Raw genomic sequence first — 21,799 nt, forward strand, 5'->3', positions numbered from 1 at the left:
AAAAGCACCTATGGAGTTGGCGCAACAAGCGCTTTCGGTGATCGTAGACTGGCGTAGAAAAAGGAAGACTGAGAACTGATATTGGACTCCTGCTCAATCGTACCAGTCCGCTAAGAGCTATCGCTCACCACTCCGCGCCGTCGTCCGCGGGTATCAGGATGGGCGAATTCTCGTACAAGCCGACCGACTTGACACCATTGGAAACAGAGGCTGGCGTGGAGCGGGAAGTTAAACTCATCCATGAAGCGCAGACTCTACGCCAAGGCAGCGCGAACCAGACCAAGGCTGCGATCTGCAGCGCTACGTTGAGGCCGAACGCGACCTGATAGGCCTGGACGGACCTATGGCCATCGATCGTGTGCCATTGCTCCAGGATCAGGCCTGTCGCGTATTGTGCCAGAAATGCCCAACCAAAGTGCAGGACGTTCAAGACGCCGTTGGCACGACCAGCAAGCTCCGGCGGAAAGTAATCCGCTATTACCGCGAAGCTGACCACGGTTGCCGTTCCGGCAATTGCGACAACCGACCAGGGCAGGATGGACGGCAGGGGCGCTCGCAAGATCAAGGCTGAATCGGCTGCGATGAACAGCACTGCAACCACCACTAATATAGCCTCCGCTCCGATTCCTTTGCGTTTGATGTAATGGACGGCCATACCGAACAACCAGGCACCGCCGCTTAGTACGACGGACATTGTAAACAGCTGTCTGACGAGACTTGTGCGATCAAGCCTCTCCACGTCGATCAGCCACGGTGATGCCCACAGCCCCTGCAGAGACCAGGCTGATCCGACGCAAGTCGCCGACAACGGGGCCATTCGCCAGAAGCGCCGATCGCTGAAAACGGAGCTAAGAGTGGCGCAGGCTGCTGATGGGACAATGCCCCGCTCGGGAACCACGACATAGATGAAAATGGCCGTCGCGCCGGTCGCCGCCGCTAGGATCTCAAAGAGCTGCCGCCAGCTCATCCAAGCGAGTAGGTATTCTACGGGAACCGTAGCGGTCACCGCTCCTAGCGATCCCAGCATGATCATGTAGCCGTTAAGCAAGGCAACTCGTTCTCTGGGGAACCAAAGGACGATCGACTTCAGTCCTGCGGTCAACGCCGCCGCCACGCCAAGCCCGATCATTGCACGCGCGATCAAAAGCGACAGGAAACCGGTCGATATCGCGAAGAGTCCGGCGCCCGCTGCGGCTAGCAAGAGCAGAACACTCTGGACGCGACGCGGACCAAAGCGATCCAACAATATACCGACAGGGATCTGAGCCGCCGCGAATATCAGGAAATAGACTGACGTAAGCAACCCGAGGTCGGCAGTCCCGAGCGCGGTATCCGAGCTGAGATGACTGGCGATCAAAGCGTTGATCGTTCGATACAGATACGAAAGATAGTATCCAGCAGCAAACGGGAGAAAAACGCGCGAGATGAGACGCCATGTCCCGGAAATTTGCATGCTGGCCCTCTTGCTGTCAGCTCGTGCGAGCCGATAGCGCGACCAGCTTTTCGTCAGTTCGGGTAAATCCCTGCGGTCGTAGGGTGGCGTAGAATAAGAAGGATCCGCGAAATGGTCTGTCTACGTGGCTCTCTCAAGTTTCTTCGGCCGGTTCCTGACGACCGATGTCTTCTGGAATCTCCCGGAGAAAGCTTTGCCCCTTTTGCAAACGGCGCCCGAGTGCTTCGACAAATCCTTCAAAACGATCCCTGCCCTTTGCCTGCGCGGCAGCCTGTGCGTCGTTGGGTAGCGGCGGCGTGATCGTCAGCCAAAAGCGGATGAAGAGCGCCAAGCTTTCGGCCGTCAAGCCCACGTCGCGTTCCAGCCGCTGCATCTGGCGCGACAGCCGATCGAGGCGCCGGGTAAACGCCGCTTCTCGCCTGTCCGCTCCATCCGGGGACAGAAACGAAACAACTGCCGCTTCCACGATCGCCGACCGAGAAAGTCTTTTGCGATCGGCGAGCTCTGAGATCTGTTTCAGCAGTTCTGGCGGGAAGTAGACGTTCATCCGGTCGCGCATAATGCCTCAGAGCTCCATACCGTCATTCGGGTCCATGGCGACCTGACGCGCAACGCCGCGCATCTGCTGGCGTATGAGCCGGGACTGGCGGACCCCATCCTCGTCATCGTCAAGAACGGCGGCAAATTCTTCTGCCGGCGTCGGTTCGGTCGTCTCCTTGGCGATCGCGACGTGATCGGGGAGTTCGGGCTCGCGACGGAGTCCGCTGTTCGCCGTGTCTTCCTCGACCTCCGCGGCTTTGTCAGTTGGACCCGCCGTCGGCTTCAATGGTCCTAGCGCTGACCAACCGTCCGTTCTCGATGATCGGCCGGCGCTCGCCGGATTTGGCGGCGGCAGAACCCGCTCGGTGAACCGCCTATCCTCGTAGTAGCGAACTTTCTTCGCCCGGATCGGCGGCGTACCCGCCACCATGACGATCTCGTCCATCGGTGGAAGCTGCATGACCTCGCCCGGGGTCAAGAGAGGTCTGGCCGTCTCCTGCCGCGAGACCATCAAGTGCCCCAACCACGGGTTCAATCTATGGCCGGCATAGTTTTTCATGGCCCGCATCTCGGTCGCGGTCCCGAGCGCGTCCGATACCCGCTTGGCGGTCCGCTCGTCGTTGGTCGCGAAGCTGACGCGGACGTGACAGTTGTCGAGGATGGCGTTGTTAGGCCCGTAGGCCTTCTCGATCTGGTTGAGCGACTGCGCGATCAAGAAGCTCTTGATGCCGTACCCCGCCATGAAGGCGAGCGCAGACTCGAAGAAATCCAGCCGCCCCAGCGCCGGGAACTCGTCGAGCATCATTAGCACTCGATGCCGACGGTCGCGGGCGTGTAGATCCTCGGTCAGGCGCCGGCCGATCTGGTTCAGCACCAGACGGATCAGCGGCTTGGTCCGAGAAATATCCGACGGCGGCACCACGAGGTAAAGCGTCGTCGGGCGACCATCTGCGATCAGATCGGCAATCCGCCAGTCGCAGCGACAGGTCACCTGGGCCACGACGGGATCGCGGTAGAGCCCGAGGAACGACATCGCGGTGGATAGGACGCCGGAGCGTTCGTTTTCGGATTTGTTGAGGAGTTCGCGCGCGGTCGAGGCGACGACGGGATGGGCGCCCTGCTCGCCAAGGTGCGGTGTAGTCATCATCGCCCTCAGCGTGGTCTCGATCGGCTGCTTCGGATCGGACAGGAAGGCGGCGACGCCGGCCAAGGTCTTGTCCGCCTCGGCATAGAGAACGTGGAGTATGGCGCCGACCAGGAGCGAATGACTGGTCTTCTCCCAGTGGTTCCGCTTGTCGAGGGAGCCTTCGGGGTCGACCAGGACGTCGGCCACGTTCTGGACGTCGCGAACCTCCCATTCCCCGCGCCGGACCTCGAGCAGCGGATTGTAGGCTGAGGACTTTGGGTTGGTGGGATCGAACAACAGGACGCGGCCGTGTCGCGAGCGGAAGCCCGCGGTCAGTTGCCAATTCTCGCCCTTGATGTCGTGAACGATGGCCGAGCCGGGCCAAGCCAGGAGCGAGGGGACGACAAGACCGACACCCTTGCCGGATCGGGTGGGTGCAAAACACAACACGTGCTCCGGCCCGTCGTGGCGAAGGTAGTCGCGGTCGAGCTTGCCGAGCACCACACCATCCGGACCGAGAAGTCCCGCCGCTCGAACCTCGTCCGCACCAGCCCAGCGCGCCGACCCATAGGTCGCGACATTCTTGGCTTCGCGCGCCCGCCAAACCGACATGCCGATCGCCACCGCGATCGAAACGAAGGTCCCCGACGCCGCAATGAAGGCTCCTTCGACAAAGACCCGTGGCGCATAGGCGTCGTAGACGAACCACCACCAGAAGAAGACGGGCGGGTAATAGACCTTGAAGCCCAACAGTTCGAACCAGGGCCGCCCAAGCTCCGGTTGCCAGGCGAGCCGCCAGGCCGTCCACTCGGTTGCTCCCCAGATGGCCAGCAAAACGATCAGGCCGACCACGATCACCTGCCCCCAAAGGATTTTGGTTCCGGACATCCCGAACGCCCTTCCGCAGCTGGATTGGTGCGATTGTTAGAGACCGAGGTCGCGCTTGCGACCAAAGCCCCATTCGATTCCACCGCCGTCCTTCACGACGCCGGTGACGTGTTGGCCGAGCCTCCTTTCGAGTTCGCGCGACCAGGGCACGAGTTGGAAGCCGAGCCCATTGTCGATCATGGCGAAGCGTCCCGAGGCGAGCGTCAGACGCTGGCGATATGTCCCCGCCACATGCTCCCCGGATTCGGACTTCACGTAAGGGAGGCTGGTGTCGGCCGAGACTTTTGCGGCCACCTGGTCCAGTTCAAGCTGGCGCAACGTGTTCAGGAGGTTGCGCTGCAAGATGATGCGTTGGCCCTGCCGCCGCGCTAGGCCCTCCCGGATCAGATGCTCGGTACGGGCTTCCATGGCTTGGCGCGTCTCTCGGCCGAATCCGCCCATGGCAAGCGGCATGGAGTCGCGTTCGACCAGCCTGTGGTCAAGCCAGGTCGCGCCTTTTGCGGTGACCTGCTCGGCAAGATCGAGATCGGAGCGGATGGCGAGCACCACGGTCGGCCGTGGATCGCCGGCTTGACCGAAGCGTCGGACTTCGACGATTCCCCCAACGGGCGGAGCATGTTCGAAGGCCTCGATACCTCGAAAGCGCACGTGGTGCGCGCGTCCGTCGGTCCCGTCGATCAGGGCGTAGGCCTCGCCAGTCAGTTCGTCATGCAATCCACGCTCGACCAGTCGTCCCATAAGCTGAGACGTCGGCTGTCCACCCTCGATGACGAAGTCGGCGACGCCGCGCGCTTCCCCGCGCTCGGTAAAGGCGCGGTGCATGGTCTTGATGATGTCGCCGCGCATGCCGAGGTCGCGCAAGCTGCGCTCGGCCTCGAGTCCGACCATCCACTCCCCTGGTGCGGCGGATGCGGCAAGGCCCATCTTCTCGAGGTGCTGAAGACGGCCAACCATCAGGCGGCGGATCTCAGGATCCGCGCTGCCGGGATTCTTGGGTCGAAGATCGATATACCCGGTCTCTTCCGCCGCCAGTCGGACCTCCCGGTCGAGCCGCGTCCATCGTTCCGCCGAGACTTCCCTCTCCAGCGAATTGCGGATCTCGTGCTCCGGTTTTGGACCCAGTTCGATCGCGACCAATTCCTCGGCGCGTGAACGCAGGCCCCGGCTGATGTAGTCGCGGGAGATCACGAGATCAGCGCCCTCTTCGTCGACCCCCCGAACGAGAAGATGGACGTGAGGATTGTCGGTATTCCAATGATCGACAGCCACCCAATCCAGTCGCGTGCCAAAGTCGGCTTCCATCTGCTTGGCGAGGTCGCGGGTGAAGGCCTTCAGGTCGGTCATATCGCCGGCGTCCTCCGGCGAGACAATGAACCTGAAATGGTGACGGTCGTCCTTGCAGCGTTCGGCAAACGCCGCGCTATCGGCGCCGTCGCCGCGGGCATCAAACATCTCGGCCCGCTCACCACTCCGGGTCACGCCATCGCGCTTCAGATACGAGAGATGGGCCGTCAGCGGCGCTGAGCGGAAGGCTCGTCCTTTGTGGCGAACCACGCGCGCCTTCACCACAACGCGCCGCGTCGGGCTGAACAATCTCGCCCGGCTAAAGGCGAGGCGCCCGCGGCCAAACGTCGAACGCCCATGGGCCGCGGAACGCCTGCCGGCCGGGGTCTGACCCGAGGTGTGTCCGGTTTTCTTCGCCGCGCGTAGCACCTGATTGATGAAGCTTTTCGGCTTCGGCGCGCGGGTACTGCGGATGCGCCCGGGCCGGATACGCAGATCGCTGTCGCCCGTGGTCATGACTGCGCCTCGAAGGACGCCAAAACGCGTAGAGTGCCGAAAATGTAGTTGATCTCATTCTTAAAAATCCAAGGCGCGGCACGCGCCCCGACCGACCGGCACGCCGGAACCCAAGCCATGTCAATGGCTTGCGGTTCGAGCGGCGAGCCCCTTTTATCTCGCCGTCCTGCCGTCGTGGTCTCCGGGTCGCCGGTTCCCGAAAGAGCCACCGCGACCTGGCCGCCAACTCGCGAAGCCCCCACTGCTTCCGAGCGCTTGCGATAGCGATCGTTACCCGAAGGGCCGAGACACCCGAAGGGTGGCTCGGTGAGGAGCGAAGCGACGAGTAGAGCGCGGGCCGAAGGCATCGCCCATACACCATCAGCTTGCGAACCCGCACACCTGGTCATCGCGATACTCCCGAATCCGATCGAGGGACGAACATGCCAATTGGCCGGGGGACCATGGGCGAAACATCGGGCGCCGAGAACGCGGTCGTGACACCGCTAGACGGCATGAGCGCCAACAACCGATCACGCGTCTTCATGAGATCGGATCGCGTGACGAATAGCGTCGCAGCTGCTGATGACTGTCCGCCGGACGTCCACCTCGGCGGCAGTTCGACGGCAAGCAGATTTGCAAGCTTTGCGACGTATGCTCGCGTCTCGTCTGGCAGAGAGCCGCCCGCAAGATGCTCTTCATAGCGAGATGGTCCCGCATTGTACGCCGCAAACACGCCAGGCGAGCCATACCGATCGAGCAGTTCGCGCAAGTACGCCGTACCGGCCAGAATGTTGTCGTGCGGGTCGTAGGGGTCGTTCCCGAGATTGTAGCGCACACGAAGTTCCGCCCAAGTCGCTGGCATGATTTGCATCAGGCCCATTGCGCCTTTTGGCGATCTGGCGTGCACGTCACCAGCACTCTCGATGCGTTGGACTGATCGGATCCAGTTCGGCGCAATCGCAAAGCGTTGTGCGGCTTCATTGATGAAGCCGGCAAATGAGTGAGCGGTCTGACTGATCGCCGGCTGGGCGGTTGATCCGCTCTGGGCCAAAGCAGCACCGTCGAACGCGGTCAGAAGAAGCATCACGGGCACGACTGCACAAACGCGCGTGCCCAACCGACCCAAGCACGCGGTCGGGCTCGCGCCAGCCTTGCAGACATCGATCGAGACGGAGGAATGATCCCGCAATCGATCGAACAAGGGCATGGCGAGGAGAACACGTCGAATACGCACGATCACCCCTCCCACGTCCACACCGGCATCGCACGGCCGATCACGCTGGATGCCGGAAGAAATCCAAAATACCGGCCATCAAGAGAGTCGTCCGACTGCCAGTTCATCAGAAACAGATCGCCGTCGCCGACGACGCGGCAGCCCTGCCATTTCGGCAGCGGCCGGCCGCGTCCGTCGCGGTCCTTCGCCTCGCCCACCGCGACCTCGTCGACCGAAATCGTGAGGCCGGTTCTGCAAACACTCTGCCCCGGAAGGGCGAGCACGCGCTTCAGCATGGGCACGCCAATGGGCAAATAGCCGTTCAAATCGAGGAAGGTCGCGAGCGGCTCCGGCGGCTGCACGGCGACCAATTCAGTAACTTGGAATTGGTCCGCCGGTCGGAGGCGGTAGAGACCGATCGGCACGCTCGCGGATGCGTTCCAGATGTATAGCGGAATCGGCTCCAGGACGATCGTCGCGATGAGCGCAGCAGCGACCCCAATCGTCACGGCCAGCATCGGTAGGCGGCCCGTCATCGCATCACCCTTTGGCGATGGAGCCAGGCCTGATGGCGCGCTTTCGTATACGGGCGCGGGTTTTCATTAACGGACAGACGGTTGTGAACGTGATGCCAATGGTCGGGAGCGACATCAGCCGGATCGACGCCGAGCGCCTCAACGGCATCGATCATCTGCAGCACGCGCTCGACCTTCGGCCAGCCGGACAGGCGCAGCAGAATCTCACCGCCGGGCGTCACATAAGGAACGGTCGAGCAGCGCTGTCCCAGTGCGACCGCGCGCAAGATGTCGATGCGCGAAATGATCGTGCCAAAGTCGTTGGAGGTCCACCGGACGAAGGCAAAGATGCTGCCTGGCGCGAATGACAGGACACGCCGATGGCGATCAAGCTTCCGTTCCCCGACAATGCGACCGAACCGAATGCGGTTTTCGATGCGCTTCTCGAGCCACAACACTTCCACTTCCGTGAGATCGCTCATGCGGCGGCTCCCGGACGCTGGGGCTGGCAGCCGTGAGCTTGGGGCTCGGTCGAGAGTGTGTATCGCCTGCAAAGGCAGGCTGGCCTGTCGGACTGCCGTTGCCGAGCGCCATCGACGCCGCTTTCGGCCTGCTCCGTTAGAAGAAATCCGAAGGATTTCCGGTTAGTAAAGTTAGAGCGGCTGGAAAGCGCGGAGAAACAAGCTCTTAAGCTCGATTCCGGTCCCCGATAGCACGAGGATCGGGTCCCCGATAGCACGAGGGTTGCGGTCCCCGATAGCACGAGCTGATTCACAGGTTGTCCTCCGAATTTGGAATGAGACCGCGCCGGCGCAAGCGGGCCGTTAAGGGATCAACAGGCGTGGGTGCAAAGTTCAGTCGCTCGGTGCCATCAGGGTCGCGCGTGAGCACGAGCTGATAACCGGGCAATGTCTGGCGCTGGACGATCTGGCGCACGTCGTAAGCAAAGTGCTTGAGGGGCGAGAGGATGCCGGACTTGGCATGGAGGTGCACCAGATCAAAACTCCAGCCGCCGTCCTGGCGTCCGCCGTGCTTGCGCACAAGACGATAAAGCCACCTCTCAAGTCCGCCCGTCAGCTCGAAATAGGCGCGATCAATCGTCAGCACGAGCGCGTCATCGATGACGCCAGCGTAGAACCAATCCGGCAGGATCAGCTCGATCCCAAATGGGCGGCCATTTGCATCGGCCGTCTCTTTCCACTCGTTGATCCAGGAGAAGCGATGCCGTCGCCGCTCTGCCGGCTGACGGATCGACGTCAGCACGGTCGTTGACTGAAGTCTGTCGAGACCCGCCTTCAGCCGATCATAGTCGCGTGCGCCGGTGCCGCGGCCGACGAACGTCAGAATTTCATACGGCGTTGCAGCCATCAGGCGCGACGTCTTCAGGCCGGCATCACGGGCTTCGACAATCTGGGACGCGGCCCAGATCAGAACGTCTGCATCCCAGATCGTCGCCATGCCGTGTTCCGGCACGGCTTCGACACGAATTGCGATCGCACCGGCACGGAAGTCGATCGGCACGATCCGCTTAGTCTTTGCGAGGGAGAAGAACGGATACGCCATCAGATCCTGCGCGTCGCGCGGCGCAAGATCGCCGGGCAACGCCCGAAAGAGCTCAAGCTGGTCGCGCTCCGAATGGTGTTTGCGCCGCATGGTCACTACTCTCACGCGGCAATCAGCGACGTTCCTGGCCCGCATACGGGCGCAGCGCGGGCTGCTTCTTGGCCGGCAGTACCGTCCCCTTCCCGGGATCGGACGTCGACGTCTTGGCGCCGCGGTCAGCCCACGCTTTCAGGTCATCGACGGCGTAGACAACACGTCCGCCGATCTTCCGATACGTCGGTCCAGTACCGTACGTGCGGTGCTTCTCGAGCGTGCGACCGGACAGGCCAAGATAGCGCGCGGCCTCAGGTGTACGCAGGAATCGCGGTGGTAGACCGGCCATCGGATCGGGCATTTGAGGACTCCAGGAGGACATCGCACTACGCCTGGCTAGGCCGGCGTGTGTGCGGTCATCATGGAGAAGCAAGATCTCGGAGGGGGATGCCGAATATGGAGGGGGCCGCTTTCGATACCCCCCAACCGGAAGGGCTATTCGTCCCTGCGCCCGGACCGCAGAAGTTTGCGGTAACCACCGCGCATCAACGCAAGGCCGCCTTGCACCAAGCGGATTGTTCGATTGCGCAGATCATGGGTCTTCCAGGCACGGTCGGGGATTCGCTTTTTGCCGAAGAGCGCTTCGGCGATAACGCGATAGCTTCCGCCGGCGCTGCGAGCATCAAGCGCACGGATCGCGGCGCTCAAGCGTTCGCGCCGCTGTTTAGATAGTTGGTGAAAGGCAGGACCTGGTGCGCGTCCATTCATCGCGCGCCACAGCCGGCGGGCTGCATACGCACGCGCGCCGAAATCGCCGTCAAATGGCAGTTCGGCTGCATATGACGCGCCAAGCACCGGTGGATCCTTGGACCAGACACGGTGATCCACTGCACCGATGCGCAGCACGGCGTGCCAGCCGTCGGCGGCGCGGCGCATCTGGCCTGCTGCAAGGTCAAGCAGCGGTTGAGGCGCTGAACTGCGATCGGCGGCCGAGGCAACCTTGACCGGAACGACCGCCGCTAGAACCTCAGGCGCCCAAAAGATCGTCTGCTCATCGAACGACCGCCGCGGGTCATGGGCGAAAGCAGAGGCCCCACCTCCTCCTGAATTCGTCAGTCACTTCGCCGTTCGGGCTGTTGGCAATCATCACCTCGTACTCACGCCGGTAACCGGCGTTGCGGCGGAGACATTCCCAGGCGATGTCGGTGATTTCGGCGTCTTGTAGGCTCTTGTAGGATTCCGGCGACCGCCAGTCGAATTCAGGCATTGCTTCCGCCCCATTGCACGCTGCTAACAACGATTGCGCCGCAATAGGTATGAACGAGGCGGTTGTAGGAAGCCCCTAGTTTGGCACCACGTGGTGCACCGGAATGACCACCGATCAGCAAAAGAAAATAGTTCTGCCTGCAAGTCGCCGGCCGGCGGTTTTCTTCTATTTTGAGCCGGTGCCGCGCAAGAGGCGTCCCTGCTCGGTCACCCATTTGGCGCGCGCGAGATGACTCTGATATGCGCTTCGCGCACGGTCCGGCTCCCGCACCGGATCGATATGCAGCACCACTCGAGCGACTTCCATCCAGTCAGCCCCTTGGCTTTCGGCCTGCAGAAGGCGCATGTAGGTCACGACATGCTGCTCATCGTAGGCAGTGAGAATTTGATCTGCAGGCGCAGCGTCGGCGACGCCTGGGTCGAGCGGCGGCTTCCTCATAAGACTCCACGCCTTAGTTTAGACAATTTCTAACACGCGGGCAGGAAGGAGCAGAAGCGCCAAAATTGTCGCGGAAGCCGTCCGGATCGCGTTTTGTCGAAAATACTCCGTGGTGAAATACTCTTCAAGGACATGCCCTCTCGCGTATGGATATACGCGAGATACTTGCAATCAATTTGCGGAAGCTCCGGCAGGCCCGTGGTTTGTCACAGGAGGAATTGGCTCATCGTGCTGAAATTGACCGCACTTATATCAGCGCACTCGAGCGAAGCGTTTATGCGGCGGGTATCGACGTTGTCGATCGGCTCGCTCGCAGCCTGGGTGTCGAGGCCGCCGACCTGCTCACTCGCCCGCCCACAAGCACCAAGAAAAGGACTCGGGGGCAGGCCGAGTGATTGAGCCGACCCGCTCGATCCGGCGGCCGGTTCGCGCTCACTGACGCCTGGAAGGATGGGAAGCCCCGCCCGGCAGACCGGACGGGGCTTGATGAAGTGGCCTACTCGCCGGTCTTGCGCGGCCGCGACCAGAGCAGGGTGTAGCCTTCACCGCCTTCGTCGTCGAACAGGTTCGCGTAGATCGGCGCGTTGAAGGAAGGATCGTCGAGCTTGAGCGAGAGGTAGTCGCGGCCTTCCTCGGAACGCTTCGACCAGGCTGCGCCGATCTCCGCCCGGCCCACATAGATGCGGTGGCTGGGGGCGTTGTCATTGGAGCGGTTGGTCTCGGCGACGATGCGGACGCCCTTGGCCTTCAGGCTCAGGGTGACGATCTCGCCCTGGAATTCGTTACCGACCTTCTTGAAAGAACCGATGTTAGCCATGTCACTTCTCCTGTTGTGTTTCGAGCCCGCGACCACCGCGGCCTCGATGGCGATCTAGGGCCGAGGACGATCGGCGACGCACCCGCTCGGGCCGGAGCGCAGCGGAGGACGTCGTTGTGGCGACTTTCTTGCCTCGCGAGGAATGGGCGAAGCCCAGGGGAAGAAAGTCGCATCAACGGCGTTGCGGCTCAGACGATCGAGGCGAAGCCGGTCTTCGGCCAGATCAAGCCATCAACGAGGCCACGTGCGTCCGCGTGCTGAACCACGATATCTGGAGAAGCGTGGCTATCTCGGTTTTGATGAACAAGAGGCGTGAACGATTCAGCGGGGAAAGAGAAACAATCTCCTGCAAAAGGCGGTATCGTCTCCCAAGAACGGATCGAGATAAGATCGTTCTGCCGCGGCTGCGTGGGCCAGACCGAATGTCGGCAGCTTGATCGATGAATTCCGAGCAGGACGAGATCTCCGCGCTCAAGTTCGATCATCCCGTTCACCGCGCCGATCTACGCGAAACGAAGCTATTCGACATGGCAGCGGTAAGCGATCGCCCCTGGGGCCATGCGGCCGTAAGAATTGGCTAGGACGGTTTCTCCACCACCACATCGGGCTCGAACGGGCGGGTCTTCGCCAAAACCACCAAGCGCGTCATCGCCGTGCCGCCAACGCAAACCGCGCCCAAGGAAGCGAAGACTTCACGCCAAGCCAGCGAGGGCACCCCGATATTGGACACGGCGAACACCACATGATAGCCGGCGACGGCGGCGGGAACAGCGAATGCTGTTGCGATCGCGATGCGCAAGGCCGAGGACCGAGTAACAGCAAAGGCGACCTGGCCGAGGACCAGCGTCAGCGCACCGCCGGCCGTCGCGATAAGCATGGCGCCAATGAGGCCGGCGTCGCTGTGAAACGTCATCATCCCGATAATGAGTGCGACAAAAAACGGCAGGGCATACACGGCAAGCGCAATGATCGCCCAGCAGAACAGACCGATGCCGAGTGTGTTGAGAACAAGCCCAATAGCGAGCATGGTGGTGGCTCCATGTGCATAGATCTACCAGTCGCGCCTTCCACCACCACCACGGCGCAACTCTGGATATGAGACTGAAACGAGGCGGAGTTGCGGCGGGAGCAATTTCGCCTCAAAGACTTCAGTTGAGCAGACGGCGCTCATGCGCCGCCGAACATCCAGACCGGGATGCCGAGCCGTTTCGCCTTGTCGGCGAGGTTGTCCTGGATGCCCGTGCCCGGGAAGTGCATGACGCCGATCGGCAGGAGTTCGAGCATGGCATCGTTGCGCTTGAACGGTGCTGCCTTGGCGTGCCTCGTCCAGTCGGGCTTGAAGGCGATCTGGGCCACTTTGCGGTTGCTCGCCCATTTCGAGGCGATCAGTTCGGCCCCCCTCGGGGAGCCGCCATGCAGCAGGACCATGTCGGGATGCTTGGCATGAACCTTGTCGAGACGATCCCAGATGAGGTGGTGGTCGTTGAAGTCGAGCCCTCCGGTGAGCGCGATCTTTGGCCCTGAGGGCAGCAGGATCTCGGTCTCGGCGCGGCGCTTGGCTGCGATGAAGTCGCGGGAGTCGATCATCGCCGCGGTCAGGGTGCGGTGGTTCACCAGCGATCCCGATCGGGGGCGCCATAATGTGCCGGTGTGAGTCTCGAAGCGTTCGATGGCTTGGTCACGGAAGAGCTCCAGGCAGTTGCGTCGCTCGATCAACGTGGTGCCTTCCGCCGTGATGCGTTCGAGTTCGACGGATCGAACTTCGGAACCGTCCTGCTCGCGCTGACTCTTCCGTTGCGCCTGTTCGTTGTCGTCGAGTTGGCGACCGATGCGGTCGACGGCTCGGTGGAACAGGTTGACGGTCGACCAGAGCAGATCGTCGAGGTCCGGCTCGAGCCGCGTGTCGCTCAACGTCGCGACCAGGGCATCGAAGATATCGACGACGGCACCGGTAATGATCCTGCCGTCGGGAAGCGGCCGTGGATCGGGCTGGTCGTCGAAGGGGCGGTAACCGAAGAGCTGCAATTCGGCAAGAACGTGTTCGGTCGGAGATGCGTCGTGCGGTGGTTCGATGTCATCGTGGTCGGTCATGGAGGCGATCCTTTGCCGGATCGGCCGCGACCATCGCGGCCTTCGTGGCGATCACTCAGACGGCAGGCGGAACGGGCCAGAACCCGGAGCAGAGCGGAGGGCCGAAGCGCAGCGGAGGATGGCGGAGGCCGGGCTATTTTGCTTCGCGATGCAAAGCGCGCTCGCCAGATGGCTAATGTGTCTTCTCGTCGCCGGCGCGCGGCGGAAAATAGCCGGACGCAGCCATTGCCGGTCCGAGCCGCTTGCCGTCCGATCGCCCTCTAGAAGGCCGTGGTCGCGTGCTCTCCCGGCAGTGGCCGCACCGCGACCGACCTGTCGATGCCCATCGAATTGCCGGGGCTATTCCGCGGTTGCCAACGACGAATGCAGCAAACGGACGACGTCCTCTGGTACGAGCTGAAGCCGCAACGATGCGCGGAGGGCTTCGAGGCCAAAGATGTGCAGATCTTCGTTGAAATCGCCCACCCGAGGCGACAGCGGAATCGCTTCAACGCCGGCCTCTACCGCGCGCTGCGTGAGAATCGCCTGTACGGTATCTCCGGCAGCATCGTCATCGCGGGCGATATAGAGCCGACGCAGGCCAGATGGCAGCATCATCGCTGCGAGATGATTAGCCGAAAGCGCGGCCGCCATGGGCAGGGCCGGCAGTGCGTAACGCAGTGACAGCATGGTCTCGATTCCCTCGCCGGCAGCGAGCACATCATCGACCACGCCGAAGCGAACGGCGTTGCCGAGCAGGTCACCCATGGCGCGTCGTGGTGTGTCGATCGGAGCCTTGCCGAGCCGCACGCGATCAAAACCGTGTGGATCTAGCCAGGTGCGGTGCACGCCGGTGATCCGTCCATCGAGGTCGGTGACACAGGCTATCATCGCCGGCCAGGTTTCGGTCGACGAATGCTCATCCGGTCGATAGTAGCAACGAGGATGGAAGCGCAAGCTGCCACCATGGTTGATGCAACTAATTCCGCGACGCTGCAAGTACGCCTCGGCTAATGTCCCTTCAATCGGGTTGGATATCGCAAAGAGCCGACGAGCGGCTTCCTGCGATCCGGCCGGCGCGACTGGACGAACGGGCCTCGGGAGTGATTGCTCCTCGGAACGAGGCAGCTTCAGAAAGCGCCTCGCCTCCTCGGCGACCTCGCGAAAGTCTCGCAAGGCCAGACTTTCGCGGATGATGTCGAGGAGATCACCATGTTCTCCGGTCGCGGCGTCGGTCCATTTCCCAGCGGGTCCCTTCGGTGATTCGTGCAGCCGCACGAACAACGAGCGGCCCGGCGTATTGTAGACGTCGCCGACCAGCCAGTACCGCCCCGCCCGCCTGCCATTAGAGAGATAGTGTCGGCACACCGCCTCAGCCTCGCACGAGAGGCGGCGTGCCAGTTCGGAAGCATCGCCGGCCATCACGCGGCCTCCCGCTCACTGACGCCCGTAACCGGATAGGTGTCGAGCACCCTGGACAGGACCTCGATGCCGCTCGCGTCCGTGGGTACGAACATGCGCAGCTTCCAGGAGATGATCTCCCCAAAGAGGCCGTAAGCACGGAGGCGATCGCGTATCGTGTCGTTGAATCCGGACAGCTCGATGCGATAGGCGCCCATCACCCGGACGCGGCGAAGTTGGAGTTCCTCCGCGAGGTCGAGGACGGTGCGTCCCTCCATCAGCGCGGCAAAGGCAGCGTCCGGCGTCAGCGCGGGCGCGTCCCTCGAAAGGACGTTTGCGACCCATGTGGCCGAAAACTTGCGTCCGATGATGCGTTCGCCCGCATCGGTCTGGAGCCGATAGACGCGGGTTGATTCGTTCGGCAGCCGCTTCCAGATAGGGAGCAGCAAGCCCGCCACAACGTGGATCGTGCTTTCCGTGAACTGGGGCACCTCGGCAAGCTCCGCCACCCAGGCCGCAGCGAAGCGCCCACGGTCCGCTTCGATCCAGTGGCTCTCCGCCATCATGCTCAAGGGGACCGTGTGCTGATCCATCGGCCGGATCAGACGGACGCGCCGCTCGATCTCGCCGTCATCGAGCATGACGCTCGCCGCGGGGACCTGCACGGCGGCTCGTCCCGAGCGCTCATTGACCAGCAGGACGGCCTGACGATCGGAAAGACGAGCAAGAGCGTCATCCAGACTCACCGGATGATTGCGCTGGCGCTGTGTGACAGTGAGCAGCCGGGTCTCGGCGCCGGTCCCCCGCTGGTCATAGATCGTCCGCCGGTCGGTGACGACAAGGCTCTCGGCACGGAGTGTTTCCAACCCGACGTCGTAGGTGCCGGATGCAACCGCGCCTTCGATCCGAGCGGTCAAGAGCTGCTCGAAGGCGGTGAACAGCACATTCTGGAGGTCGATGGTGAGCGCCAATAACCTGTTCAGAAAGGTCGTGATCGGCGGCAGGTCATTCCTGAGCCCATTGGCATCCATGAGCTTCAGACCGGTTGCATCCTCGAACCTCCCAAGCGAGCAACCGTCGACCTTGCCTCGCGCGAGCAGCGTGTAGAGCTGACGCAACGCATCACGTCCATACTGGCTTTCGAGATTGTCCTCGGGCCGGAACAGGCCCTGTCCTCCGGTCTGACGTTGGCCGCGCGTAATGGCTCCCAACGTATCGAGCCGGCGGGCAATGGTGCTGAGAAAGCGCTTCTCGGCCTTCACGTCTGTCGCAATCGGACGAAACAGCGGCGGCTGCGCCTGGTTGGTCCGGTTGGTGCGGCCAAGGCCTTGGATCGCGGCGTCGGCCTTCCAGCCGGGCTCGAGCAGGTAATGGACGCGCAACCGGCGATTCCGCGCCGACAGTTCGGCATGGTAACTCCGCCCCGTGCCGCCGGCGTCGGAGAACACGAGGATGCGCTTGACGTCATCCATGAAGGCCGAGGTCTCGGCGAGATTGGCCGAGCCTGCGCGGTTTTCGACCACCAGCCGGTCGCCCTTGCGGATGACGCGGCGCGAGCGGCCCGTCACCTCGGCGACCAGTTCGGTGCCGAAGCGCTGGATGACCTGATCCAGTGCCCCAGGTACCGGCGGCAGCGAGGCAAGCTTCTCGATGAGGCGGTCACGGCGTGCGACGGCTTCCCGGCTCTCGACCGGCTGGCCGTCGCGATAGACAGGCCGGGAGCAGAGGTTACCTTCCGAGTCGGTGAAGGGTTCGTAGAGCTGGACCGGGAAGGAGTGGGCGAGGTAGTCGAGGACATACTCGCGCGGGGTGATGTCGACCTGGACGTCGCCCCATTCTTCAGTTGGAATCTCCGCGAGCCGGCGCTCCATCAGCGCTTCGCCCGTCGACACGATCTGGATGACCGCGGCGTGCCCAGCCTCAAGATCGTTCTCGATCGCACGGATCAGTGACGGGGTCTTCATCGAGGTCAGGAGGTGACCGAAGAAGCGCTGCTTCGCGCTTTCGAAGGCGGAGCGTGCCGCAGATTTGGCCTGCCCGTTCAGCGTTCCCGTTGCGCCGGTGATGTTGGCGGCCCGCATCGCCGCGTCCAGGTTATTATGGATGACGCTGAACGCACCGGCATAGGCGTCGTAAATGCGGACCTGCTCCGGCGTCAGTTGGTGCTCAACAAGCTCGTACTCGACGCCCTCGTAAGAGAGCGAGCGGGCTGCGTAGAGGCCGAGCGCCTTGAGGTCGCGCGCCAGCACCTCCATGGCCGCGACCCCACCCTCCTCGATCGCTTCGACGAACTCGGCACGGGTGGCGAACGGAAAGTCGGCGCCGCCCCAAAGGCCGAGGCGTTGGGCATAAGCGAGATTGTGGACCGTGGTTGCGCCCGTCGCCGACACATAGACCACGCGGGCATTCGGCAGCGCGTGCTGGAGCCTCAAGCCCGCGCGCCCCTGCTGAGAGGCCGCTTGGTCACCACGCTCGCCCTTGCCCCCGATCGCATTCTGCATGGCGTGGCTCTCGTCGAAGACGATCACTCCGTCGAAGTCCGAGCCCAACCATTCGACGATCTGCCTGACGCGCGAAAGCTTCTCGCCACGCTCGTCGGTCCGTAGCGTGGCGTAGGTGGTAAATAGGACGCCTTCCGCAAGCCGGATCCGGGTGCCCTGGCGAAACCGGGACAAGGGCGTAACGAGCAGGCGCTCCATCCCGAGCGCGGACCAATCGCGCTGCGCGTCCTCGATCAGCTTGTCGGATTTGCTGACCCAGACGGCACGTCGGCGGCCCTTGAGCCAGTTGTCGAGCAGAATCCCGGCGACCTGCCGGCCCTTGCCCGCGCCGGTGCCATCGCCCAAGAACCAGCCGCGGCGAAAGCGGACGGCATTCTCTGCGTCATCGCGCGCGGCGGCGATAACATCAAAGGTCGCATCGACCGTCCAGGAGCCCACGAGAAACTCAGAATGCGCCTCGCCGGCATAGATGACGCTCTCAAGTTGGGCGTCCGACAGAACTCCATCTGCCACCAGACTCGAAGGCAGGTGCGGACGATAGGATGGTTTCGGTGACGCAACGGACGCCATCGCCGCGGACTGCACGAGCTTGGTCGGGTGTGCGCACGATCCGGGAATACGGATCGATTGCAATCCGTATTCCTCGTAAAGGGCATCGGTGAGCCGGGTGCCTTCCGGCGGCGACCATTCGACCGTTTCGTATGTAAGTTCGACGCCTTCTGGCGCGGCGTCTCTCGAAGAAGACGATGAGCGTGGTGCAACGGCGCCCAGCGATCGCGACATAGCCGGCCGCTCGATAGCGACGATCTCCGGTGATATGGCGACGGGCAGCCTTGGAGGCACATGCTGGTTCACCCAGTCGAGCAAGGTAGCGACGTCGGCCGCCATGCCTGGCGAAGCCGGAAAAGCCGTCGGATCGGCAGCGGGCAGCTTGTCGATCACAAGCAGCCGTGTGTCGATTTGTGTTCCGTGCTTCGCGTAGATGGCGCCGTCGATCGCCGCAGAAAACGCTACCTGCCCGCGTTCCTGGAGCCGCACAAAGGCTTCTCGCCATGCCGGGTTATCCGGTGCGAAGCTGGCGCCAGTGATGGCGACAAGGCGTCCACCGTCGCCAAGACGCGCGAGCGCTGAAGCGATGTGACGGAGAGCCGCATCCGTCATCCGTCGGTCTACGTTCGTCAATGCCGAGAACGGCGGGTTCATCAGAACGACGCTCGGCACGACACTCGCGTCGAGGTGGTCGTCGATCTGTGCAGCATCGAACCGCGAGACCTTAACGCCTGCGAAGAGATGATCGAGCAGCGCCGCGCGGGCCTCGGCCAACTCGTTCAAGACCAGAACGCCGCCGGCGAGCTCGGCAAAGACGGCGAGCAAACCGGTCCCAGCAGAAGGCTCAAGAACGCGATCGGCCGGCGTAATGCCAGCCGCGGCGCATGCGGCCAGCCCAAGCGGGATCGGCGTCGAGAATTGCTGAAGCGCCTGGCTGTCCTCGGAACGCCGCGTGTGGGTCGGCAGACAGCTAGCGATCTTCGTGAGCATCGGCAGCATTGCTGCCGTCGACCCAGCCTTGGCACGCATCGCGGGGCCGAACTTGCGAAGGAACAGAACGGCTGCCGCCTCGCAGACGTCATAGGCGGTCTTCCAATTCCAAACGCCGGCCGTGTCCGAGGCGCCAAAGGCAGACTCCATGGCGCTACGCAGAACAGCGGCATCGATGCGACGGCCGCGTTCGAGCTCGGTCAGGACCTGTCGCGCGGCCCTGACAGCGGCAGAGGTGAGATTTGCAGCGGCACGCATGGAGAGCGGCGTGGCGATGCCGCCGGCAAGAGATTCGGTCATGGCAGGAATTCTTTCGGAGAGCAGGAATGGGTCGAACCATCAGGCGCTCTCCTTTGCCCCCGACGGCTCAAACCCTTCCCGGCCCGACTCTCACTCTCCGCCGTTCCCAATAAGAATGGGGACCAGCGCTACACACCGGTCCCCAAGCAACCGCGGGACGGCCAAAGCCGCCCCGCTCTGTGATGATCACTCAGCCGCGTCGAGATGTTGCGGATCTTCGTCGGCGGCGGTCTCCTGATCCTCCTCGTCGGCGAGGAATTCGGGCAGCCGGCCCGCCTCGCTCTCCTGCTCTGACGCCGCATCGGGATCGAGGAGACGCAACGGCTCCGGCAACCAACCCGAGCCATCCAGAAGTCGTTCAGCCTCCTTGGCCATGTCGGCCTTCTTCAGATGGTCGATCAGTTGCGCCGACGACTCGCCCTTGGCCTGCCGCACGGCATCCAGAATACGCGGCTTGGTAACCCGGCCGAGATAGTTGTCGACGGTCGGTCGCCAGCCGGCCTGCACCATGTCGAGCCCGACCGCGCGCGCCAGCACATCGGCCTGGTCGAGACGCGTGCGAACGCCATGGGCGGAGACGCGACCCTGATTGTAGCGATTGGCTGGCTCATGGACGGCGTTGACCGCAAACGACGCACAGTGGGCGAACAGCGACGCCTGTGCACCACCATCGAGAGCCGTCAGCGCATCCCAGAGATCGTTCTCGCTCTTTGGCAACCGTGCCTTCCAGACCTCATGTCGCGCCTCGACTGCTTTGGCCGAGACGCTTTCCCTCAGCCCCGGAGCTTGGGCGGGAAAGTTCGGCGTGCGAAGGCTGATCTCAAGACAGCTCCCGGACGATGCGAACCGGTAAAAGGCCGTCAGCACGAAGTTATGCAGAACTGCCTGGAACGCGACCGCTGGATTTCCCGCCAACGCATCACGCAATGTCAGTGTACGATGCGCCGTCAACTCGATGATGAGACGATCCGGCAAAGGTTTGGTCGCGTCCTCATCATCCTCCTCGGCATCAGCAGCGCCGCCTGCGACCGCGATGACCGTGCGCTGGACGGAAGGGCCCACTTCAAGACCTTCGGTCGACGACGCATCGGCGCCCTGCCCGACATCAGGATCAGTTGCCGGCACCTCGTCCTCCGGCCGGACGTAACCCCGGTCCACGGCGAGGCGTCCTTCGGAGTCGATGCTGATGAAGACACCAGCTCGGGCGATCTCCGCCGGTTCGTAAAGCATCGGCCGGTCTTCGAATGCAGCCAGGGCCGACTCGATTTCGCCGAGACGCTGATCGACCTCGTCGGGCAACTCGTCGGCATCCCGGTAGTCGACTTCCAGCTTGGCTTGCTCGGCGTTCAGCGCATCGATGGTGGCCTGCTCCTCAGGCGAGAGATCGACGGGCTTGCCTTCGATTTGTCGTAGGCCTTGAGTGTGACCGTAGGGGAAATCTACGGCGACCGAGATCCACTTCCAGCCTTCGGCAGCAATCGTCTCAGCTTCGGCCTTGAGCTTCTCGGTTACGAGGCGGTCGAGCAAGACGACGTCCTGAAGCCAGCCGCCGTCGTCGTGCTCGAACAGATCCCGCAGAACGCCGCCACCCGCGCTCTGATAGGCATCGAGGCCCACAAATTGGGCCCGGGGATCGGAACCGCGCACGGTGTTCTCCGTGAGCAGCCGGCGGATCTGGTATGGCTCGTCATAACCGGAGCGGCTGACATTCTCCCAGACTTGCTCCTGGCGGGCGTGATCGGCCGTGACCGAGAACGCCATGAGCTGCTCGAGGGTCATGCCGTCTTCGGCATAGACCTCATGCAGCTTTGGCGAGACCGACGCCAGGCGCAGGCGCTGCTTGACGATTGCAGGGTTCACGAAATGACGCGCGGCAATGTCTTCCTCGCTCATGCCGAGATCGCGGAGTGTCTGGAAGGCCCTAAACTGATCAAGCGGATGCAGGCCGACCCGCTCATCGTTCTCCGCCACCGAATCGTCCTCGGCGATGCCCCCTTCACGCACAACGCACGGCACCGCCTGCGTCTTTGACATCCGCTTCTGTTTTACCAGGAGCTCGAGAGCGCGATAGCGCCTGCCGCCCGCTGGCACCTCGAACATGCCGGTCTCGTTGCCATCTGCATCGACGACGGCCCGGACACTCAGACCTTGCAGAAGCGTACGCTGCGCGATGCTCTCGGCTAGCTGCTCGATCGAGACACCGGCCTTGACGCGGCGAACGTTCGACTGGCCGAGCACGAGCTTGTTGAAGGGAATGTCCCGAGAAGGGGACAGCGTGATCTTTTGTACGGCTTTCGTCATTTTGGCTCTCCACGACGGGTGGCCGTGAGACTCTCTCTCGGCTTCCAACCCG

20 protein-coding genes are annotated in these 21,799 nt (G+C 62.9%); 1 reads left to right on the top strand and 19 read right to left on the bottom strand.

The window, feature by feature from the left end; genetic code table 11:
- Positions 1–124 precede the first annotated feature (124 nt).
- The 12 genes from K408_RS0103025 to K408_RS0103080 form a co-directional block, all read right to left on the bottom strand.
- Positions 125–1,453 carry an MFS transporter gene (locus K408_RS0103025; protein ID WP_006018727.1) on the bottom strand — a complete coding sequence of 443 codons (1,329 nt, stop codon included), beginning with the start codon at positions 1,451–1,453 and terminating at the stop codon, positions 125–127.
- A gap of 133 nt (positions 1,454–1,586) precedes the next feature.
- On the bottom strand, positions 1,587–2,012 hold the full coding sequence (locus K408_RS0103030; RefSeq protein WP_006018726.1) for a ribbon-helix-helix domain-containing protein: 426 nt from the start codon (positions 2,010–2,012) through the stop codon (positions 1,587–1,589).
- A 6-nt stretch (positions 2,013–2,018) separates the two neighbouring features.
- Positions 2,019–4,007, bottom strand: coding sequence for a conjugal transfer protein TraG (locus K408_RS0103035; RefSeq protein ID WP_006018725.1), 1,989 nt, complete (start codon positions 4,005–4,007; stop codon positions 2,019–2,021).
- Positions 4,008–4,043: 36 nt separating this feature from the next.
- The gene (locus K408_RS0103040; RefSeq protein WP_006018724.1) at positions 4,044–5,807 is read right to left on the bottom strand and encodes a relaxase/mobilization nuclease domain-containing protein; all 1,764 of its coding nucleotides are present in this window, start codon (positions 5,805–5,807) and stop codon (positions 4,044–4,046) included.
- Positions 5,808–6,192: 385 nt separating this feature from the next.
- Positions 6,193–7,023 carry a lytic transglycosylase domain-containing protein gene (locus K408_RS0103045; protein WP_006018722.1) on the bottom strand — a complete coding sequence of 277 codons (831 nt, stop codon included), beginning with the start codon at positions 7,021–7,023 and terminating at the stop codon, positions 6,193–6,195.
- 2 nt (positions 7,024–7,025) lie between these two features.
- Complete coding sequence (locus K408_RS0103050; RefSeq protein WP_006018721.1) at positions 7,026–7,538, bottom strand: S26 family signal peptidase; 513 nt, start codon at positions 7,536–7,538, stop codon at positions 7,026–7,028.
- Positions 7,535–7,999, bottom strand: coding sequence for a DUF2840 domain-containing protein (locus K408_RS0103055; protein WP_006018720.1), 465 nt, complete (start codon positions 7,997–7,999; stop codon positions 7,535–7,537). Before K408_RS0103055 ends, K408_RS0103050 begins: the two co-directional genes overlap by 4 nt.
- A 289-nt stretch (positions 8,000–8,288) precedes the next feature.
- Complete coding sequence (locus K408_RS0103060) at positions 8,289–9,170, bottom strand: replication initiator protein A (RefSeq protein ID WP_006018719.1); 882 nt, start codon at positions 9,168–9,170, stop codon at positions 8,289–8,291.
- A gap of 22 nt (positions 9,171–9,192) precedes the next feature.
- Positions 9,193–9,474 (bottom strand): helix-turn-helix transcriptional regulator, encoded by a 282-nt coding sequence (locus K408_RS0103065; RefSeq protein ID WP_006018718.1) that lies wholly within the window; start codon positions 9,472–9,474, stop codon positions 9,193–9,195.
- Between the two features lie 134 nt (positions 9,475–9,608).
- A complete protein-coding gene (locus K408_RS0103070; RefSeq protein WP_024337242.1) occupies positions 9,609–10,049 on the bottom strand; it encodes a DUF2285 domain-containing protein in 441 nt (146 codons plus the stop codon).
- A gap of 136 nt (positions 10,050–10,185) precedes the next feature.
- The gene (locus tag K408_RS0103075; RefSeq protein WP_006018716.1) at positions 10,186–10,380 is read right to left on the bottom strand and encodes a transcriptional regulator domain-containing protein; all 195 of its coding nucleotides are present in this window, start codon (positions 10,378–10,380) and stop codon (positions 10,186–10,188) included.
- A gap of 165 nt (positions 10,381–10,545) precedes the next feature.
- Complete coding sequence (locus K408_RS0103080) at positions 10,546–10,818, bottom strand: hypothetical protein (protein WP_006018715.1); 273 nt, start codon at positions 10,816–10,818, stop codon at positions 10,546–10,548.
- Positions 10,819–10,964: 146 nt separating this feature from the next.
- On the opposite strand from K408_RS0103080, the gene K408_RS0103085 reads away from it, so the two are divergent.
- Positions 10,965–11,213 carry a helix-turn-helix domain-containing protein gene (locus K408_RS0103085; RefSeq protein ID WP_024337241.1) on the top strand — a complete coding sequence of 83 codons (249 nt, stop codon included), beginning with the start codon at positions 10,965–10,967 and terminating at the stop codon, positions 11,211–11,213.
- A gap of 101 nt (positions 11,214–11,314) precedes the next feature.
- Here the strand turns inward: K408_RS0103085 and K408_RS0103090 are convergent, their stop codons facing one another.
- From K408_RS0103090 to K408_RS42615, 7 genes are all read right to left on the bottom strand, one after another.
- Positions 11,315–11,635: a DUF736 domain-containing protein gene (locus K408_RS0103090; RefSeq protein ID WP_006018714.1), complete on the bottom strand. Its 321-nt coding sequence runs from the start codon at positions 11,633–11,635 to the stop codon at positions 11,315–11,317.
- A 188-nt stretch (positions 11,636–11,823) separates the two neighbouring features.
- Complete coding sequence (locus K408_RS40895; protein WP_080654815.1) at positions 11,824–12,120, bottom strand: hypothetical protein; 297 nt, start codon at positions 12,118–12,120, stop codon at positions 11,824–11,826.
- Between the two features lie 92 nt (positions 12,121–12,212).
- Entirely contained in the window at positions 12,213–12,662 is a 450-nt protein-coding gene (locus K408_RS0103100; RefSeq protein WP_006018713.1) for a hypothetical protein, read from the bottom strand.
- 140 nt (positions 12,663–12,802) lie between these two features.
- Positions 12,803–13,726 carry a DUF2493 domain-containing protein gene (locus tag K408_RS0103105; RefSeq protein WP_006018712.1) on the bottom strand — a complete coding sequence of 308 codons (924 nt, stop codon included), beginning with the start codon at positions 13,724–13,726 and terminating at the stop codon, positions 12,803–12,805.
- Positions 13,727–14,065: 339 nt separating this feature from the next.
- Entirely contained in the window at positions 14,066–15,127 is a 1,062-nt protein-coding gene (locus K408_RS0103110; RefSeq protein ID WP_006018711.1) for a DUF7146 domain-containing protein, read from the bottom strand.
- Positions 15,127–19,446, bottom strand: a complete 4,320-nt coding sequence (locus tag K408_RS0103115) for a bifunctional class I SAM-dependent methyltransferase/DEAD/DEAH box helicase (RefSeq protein WP_006018710.1) — start codon at positions 19,444–19,446, stop codon at positions 15,127–15,129. Before K408_RS0103115 ends, K408_RS0103110 begins: the two co-directional genes overlap by 1 nt.
- Before the next feature lie 186 nt (positions 19,447–19,632).
- The gene (locus K408_RS42615) at positions 19,633–21,747 is read right to left on the bottom strand and encodes a ParB/RepB/Spo0J family partition protein (protein WP_006018709.1); all 2,115 of its coding nucleotides are present in this window, start codon (positions 21,745–21,747) and stop codon (positions 19,633–19,635) included.
- Positions 21,748–21,799: the final 52 nt, after the last annotated feature.

Source organism: Bradyrhizobium sp. in8p8 (assembly GCF_000426845.1).
GTDB lineage: Bacteria > Pseudomonadota > Alphaproteobacteria > Rhizobiales > Xanthobacteraceae > Bradyrhizobium > Bradyrhizobium japonicum_C.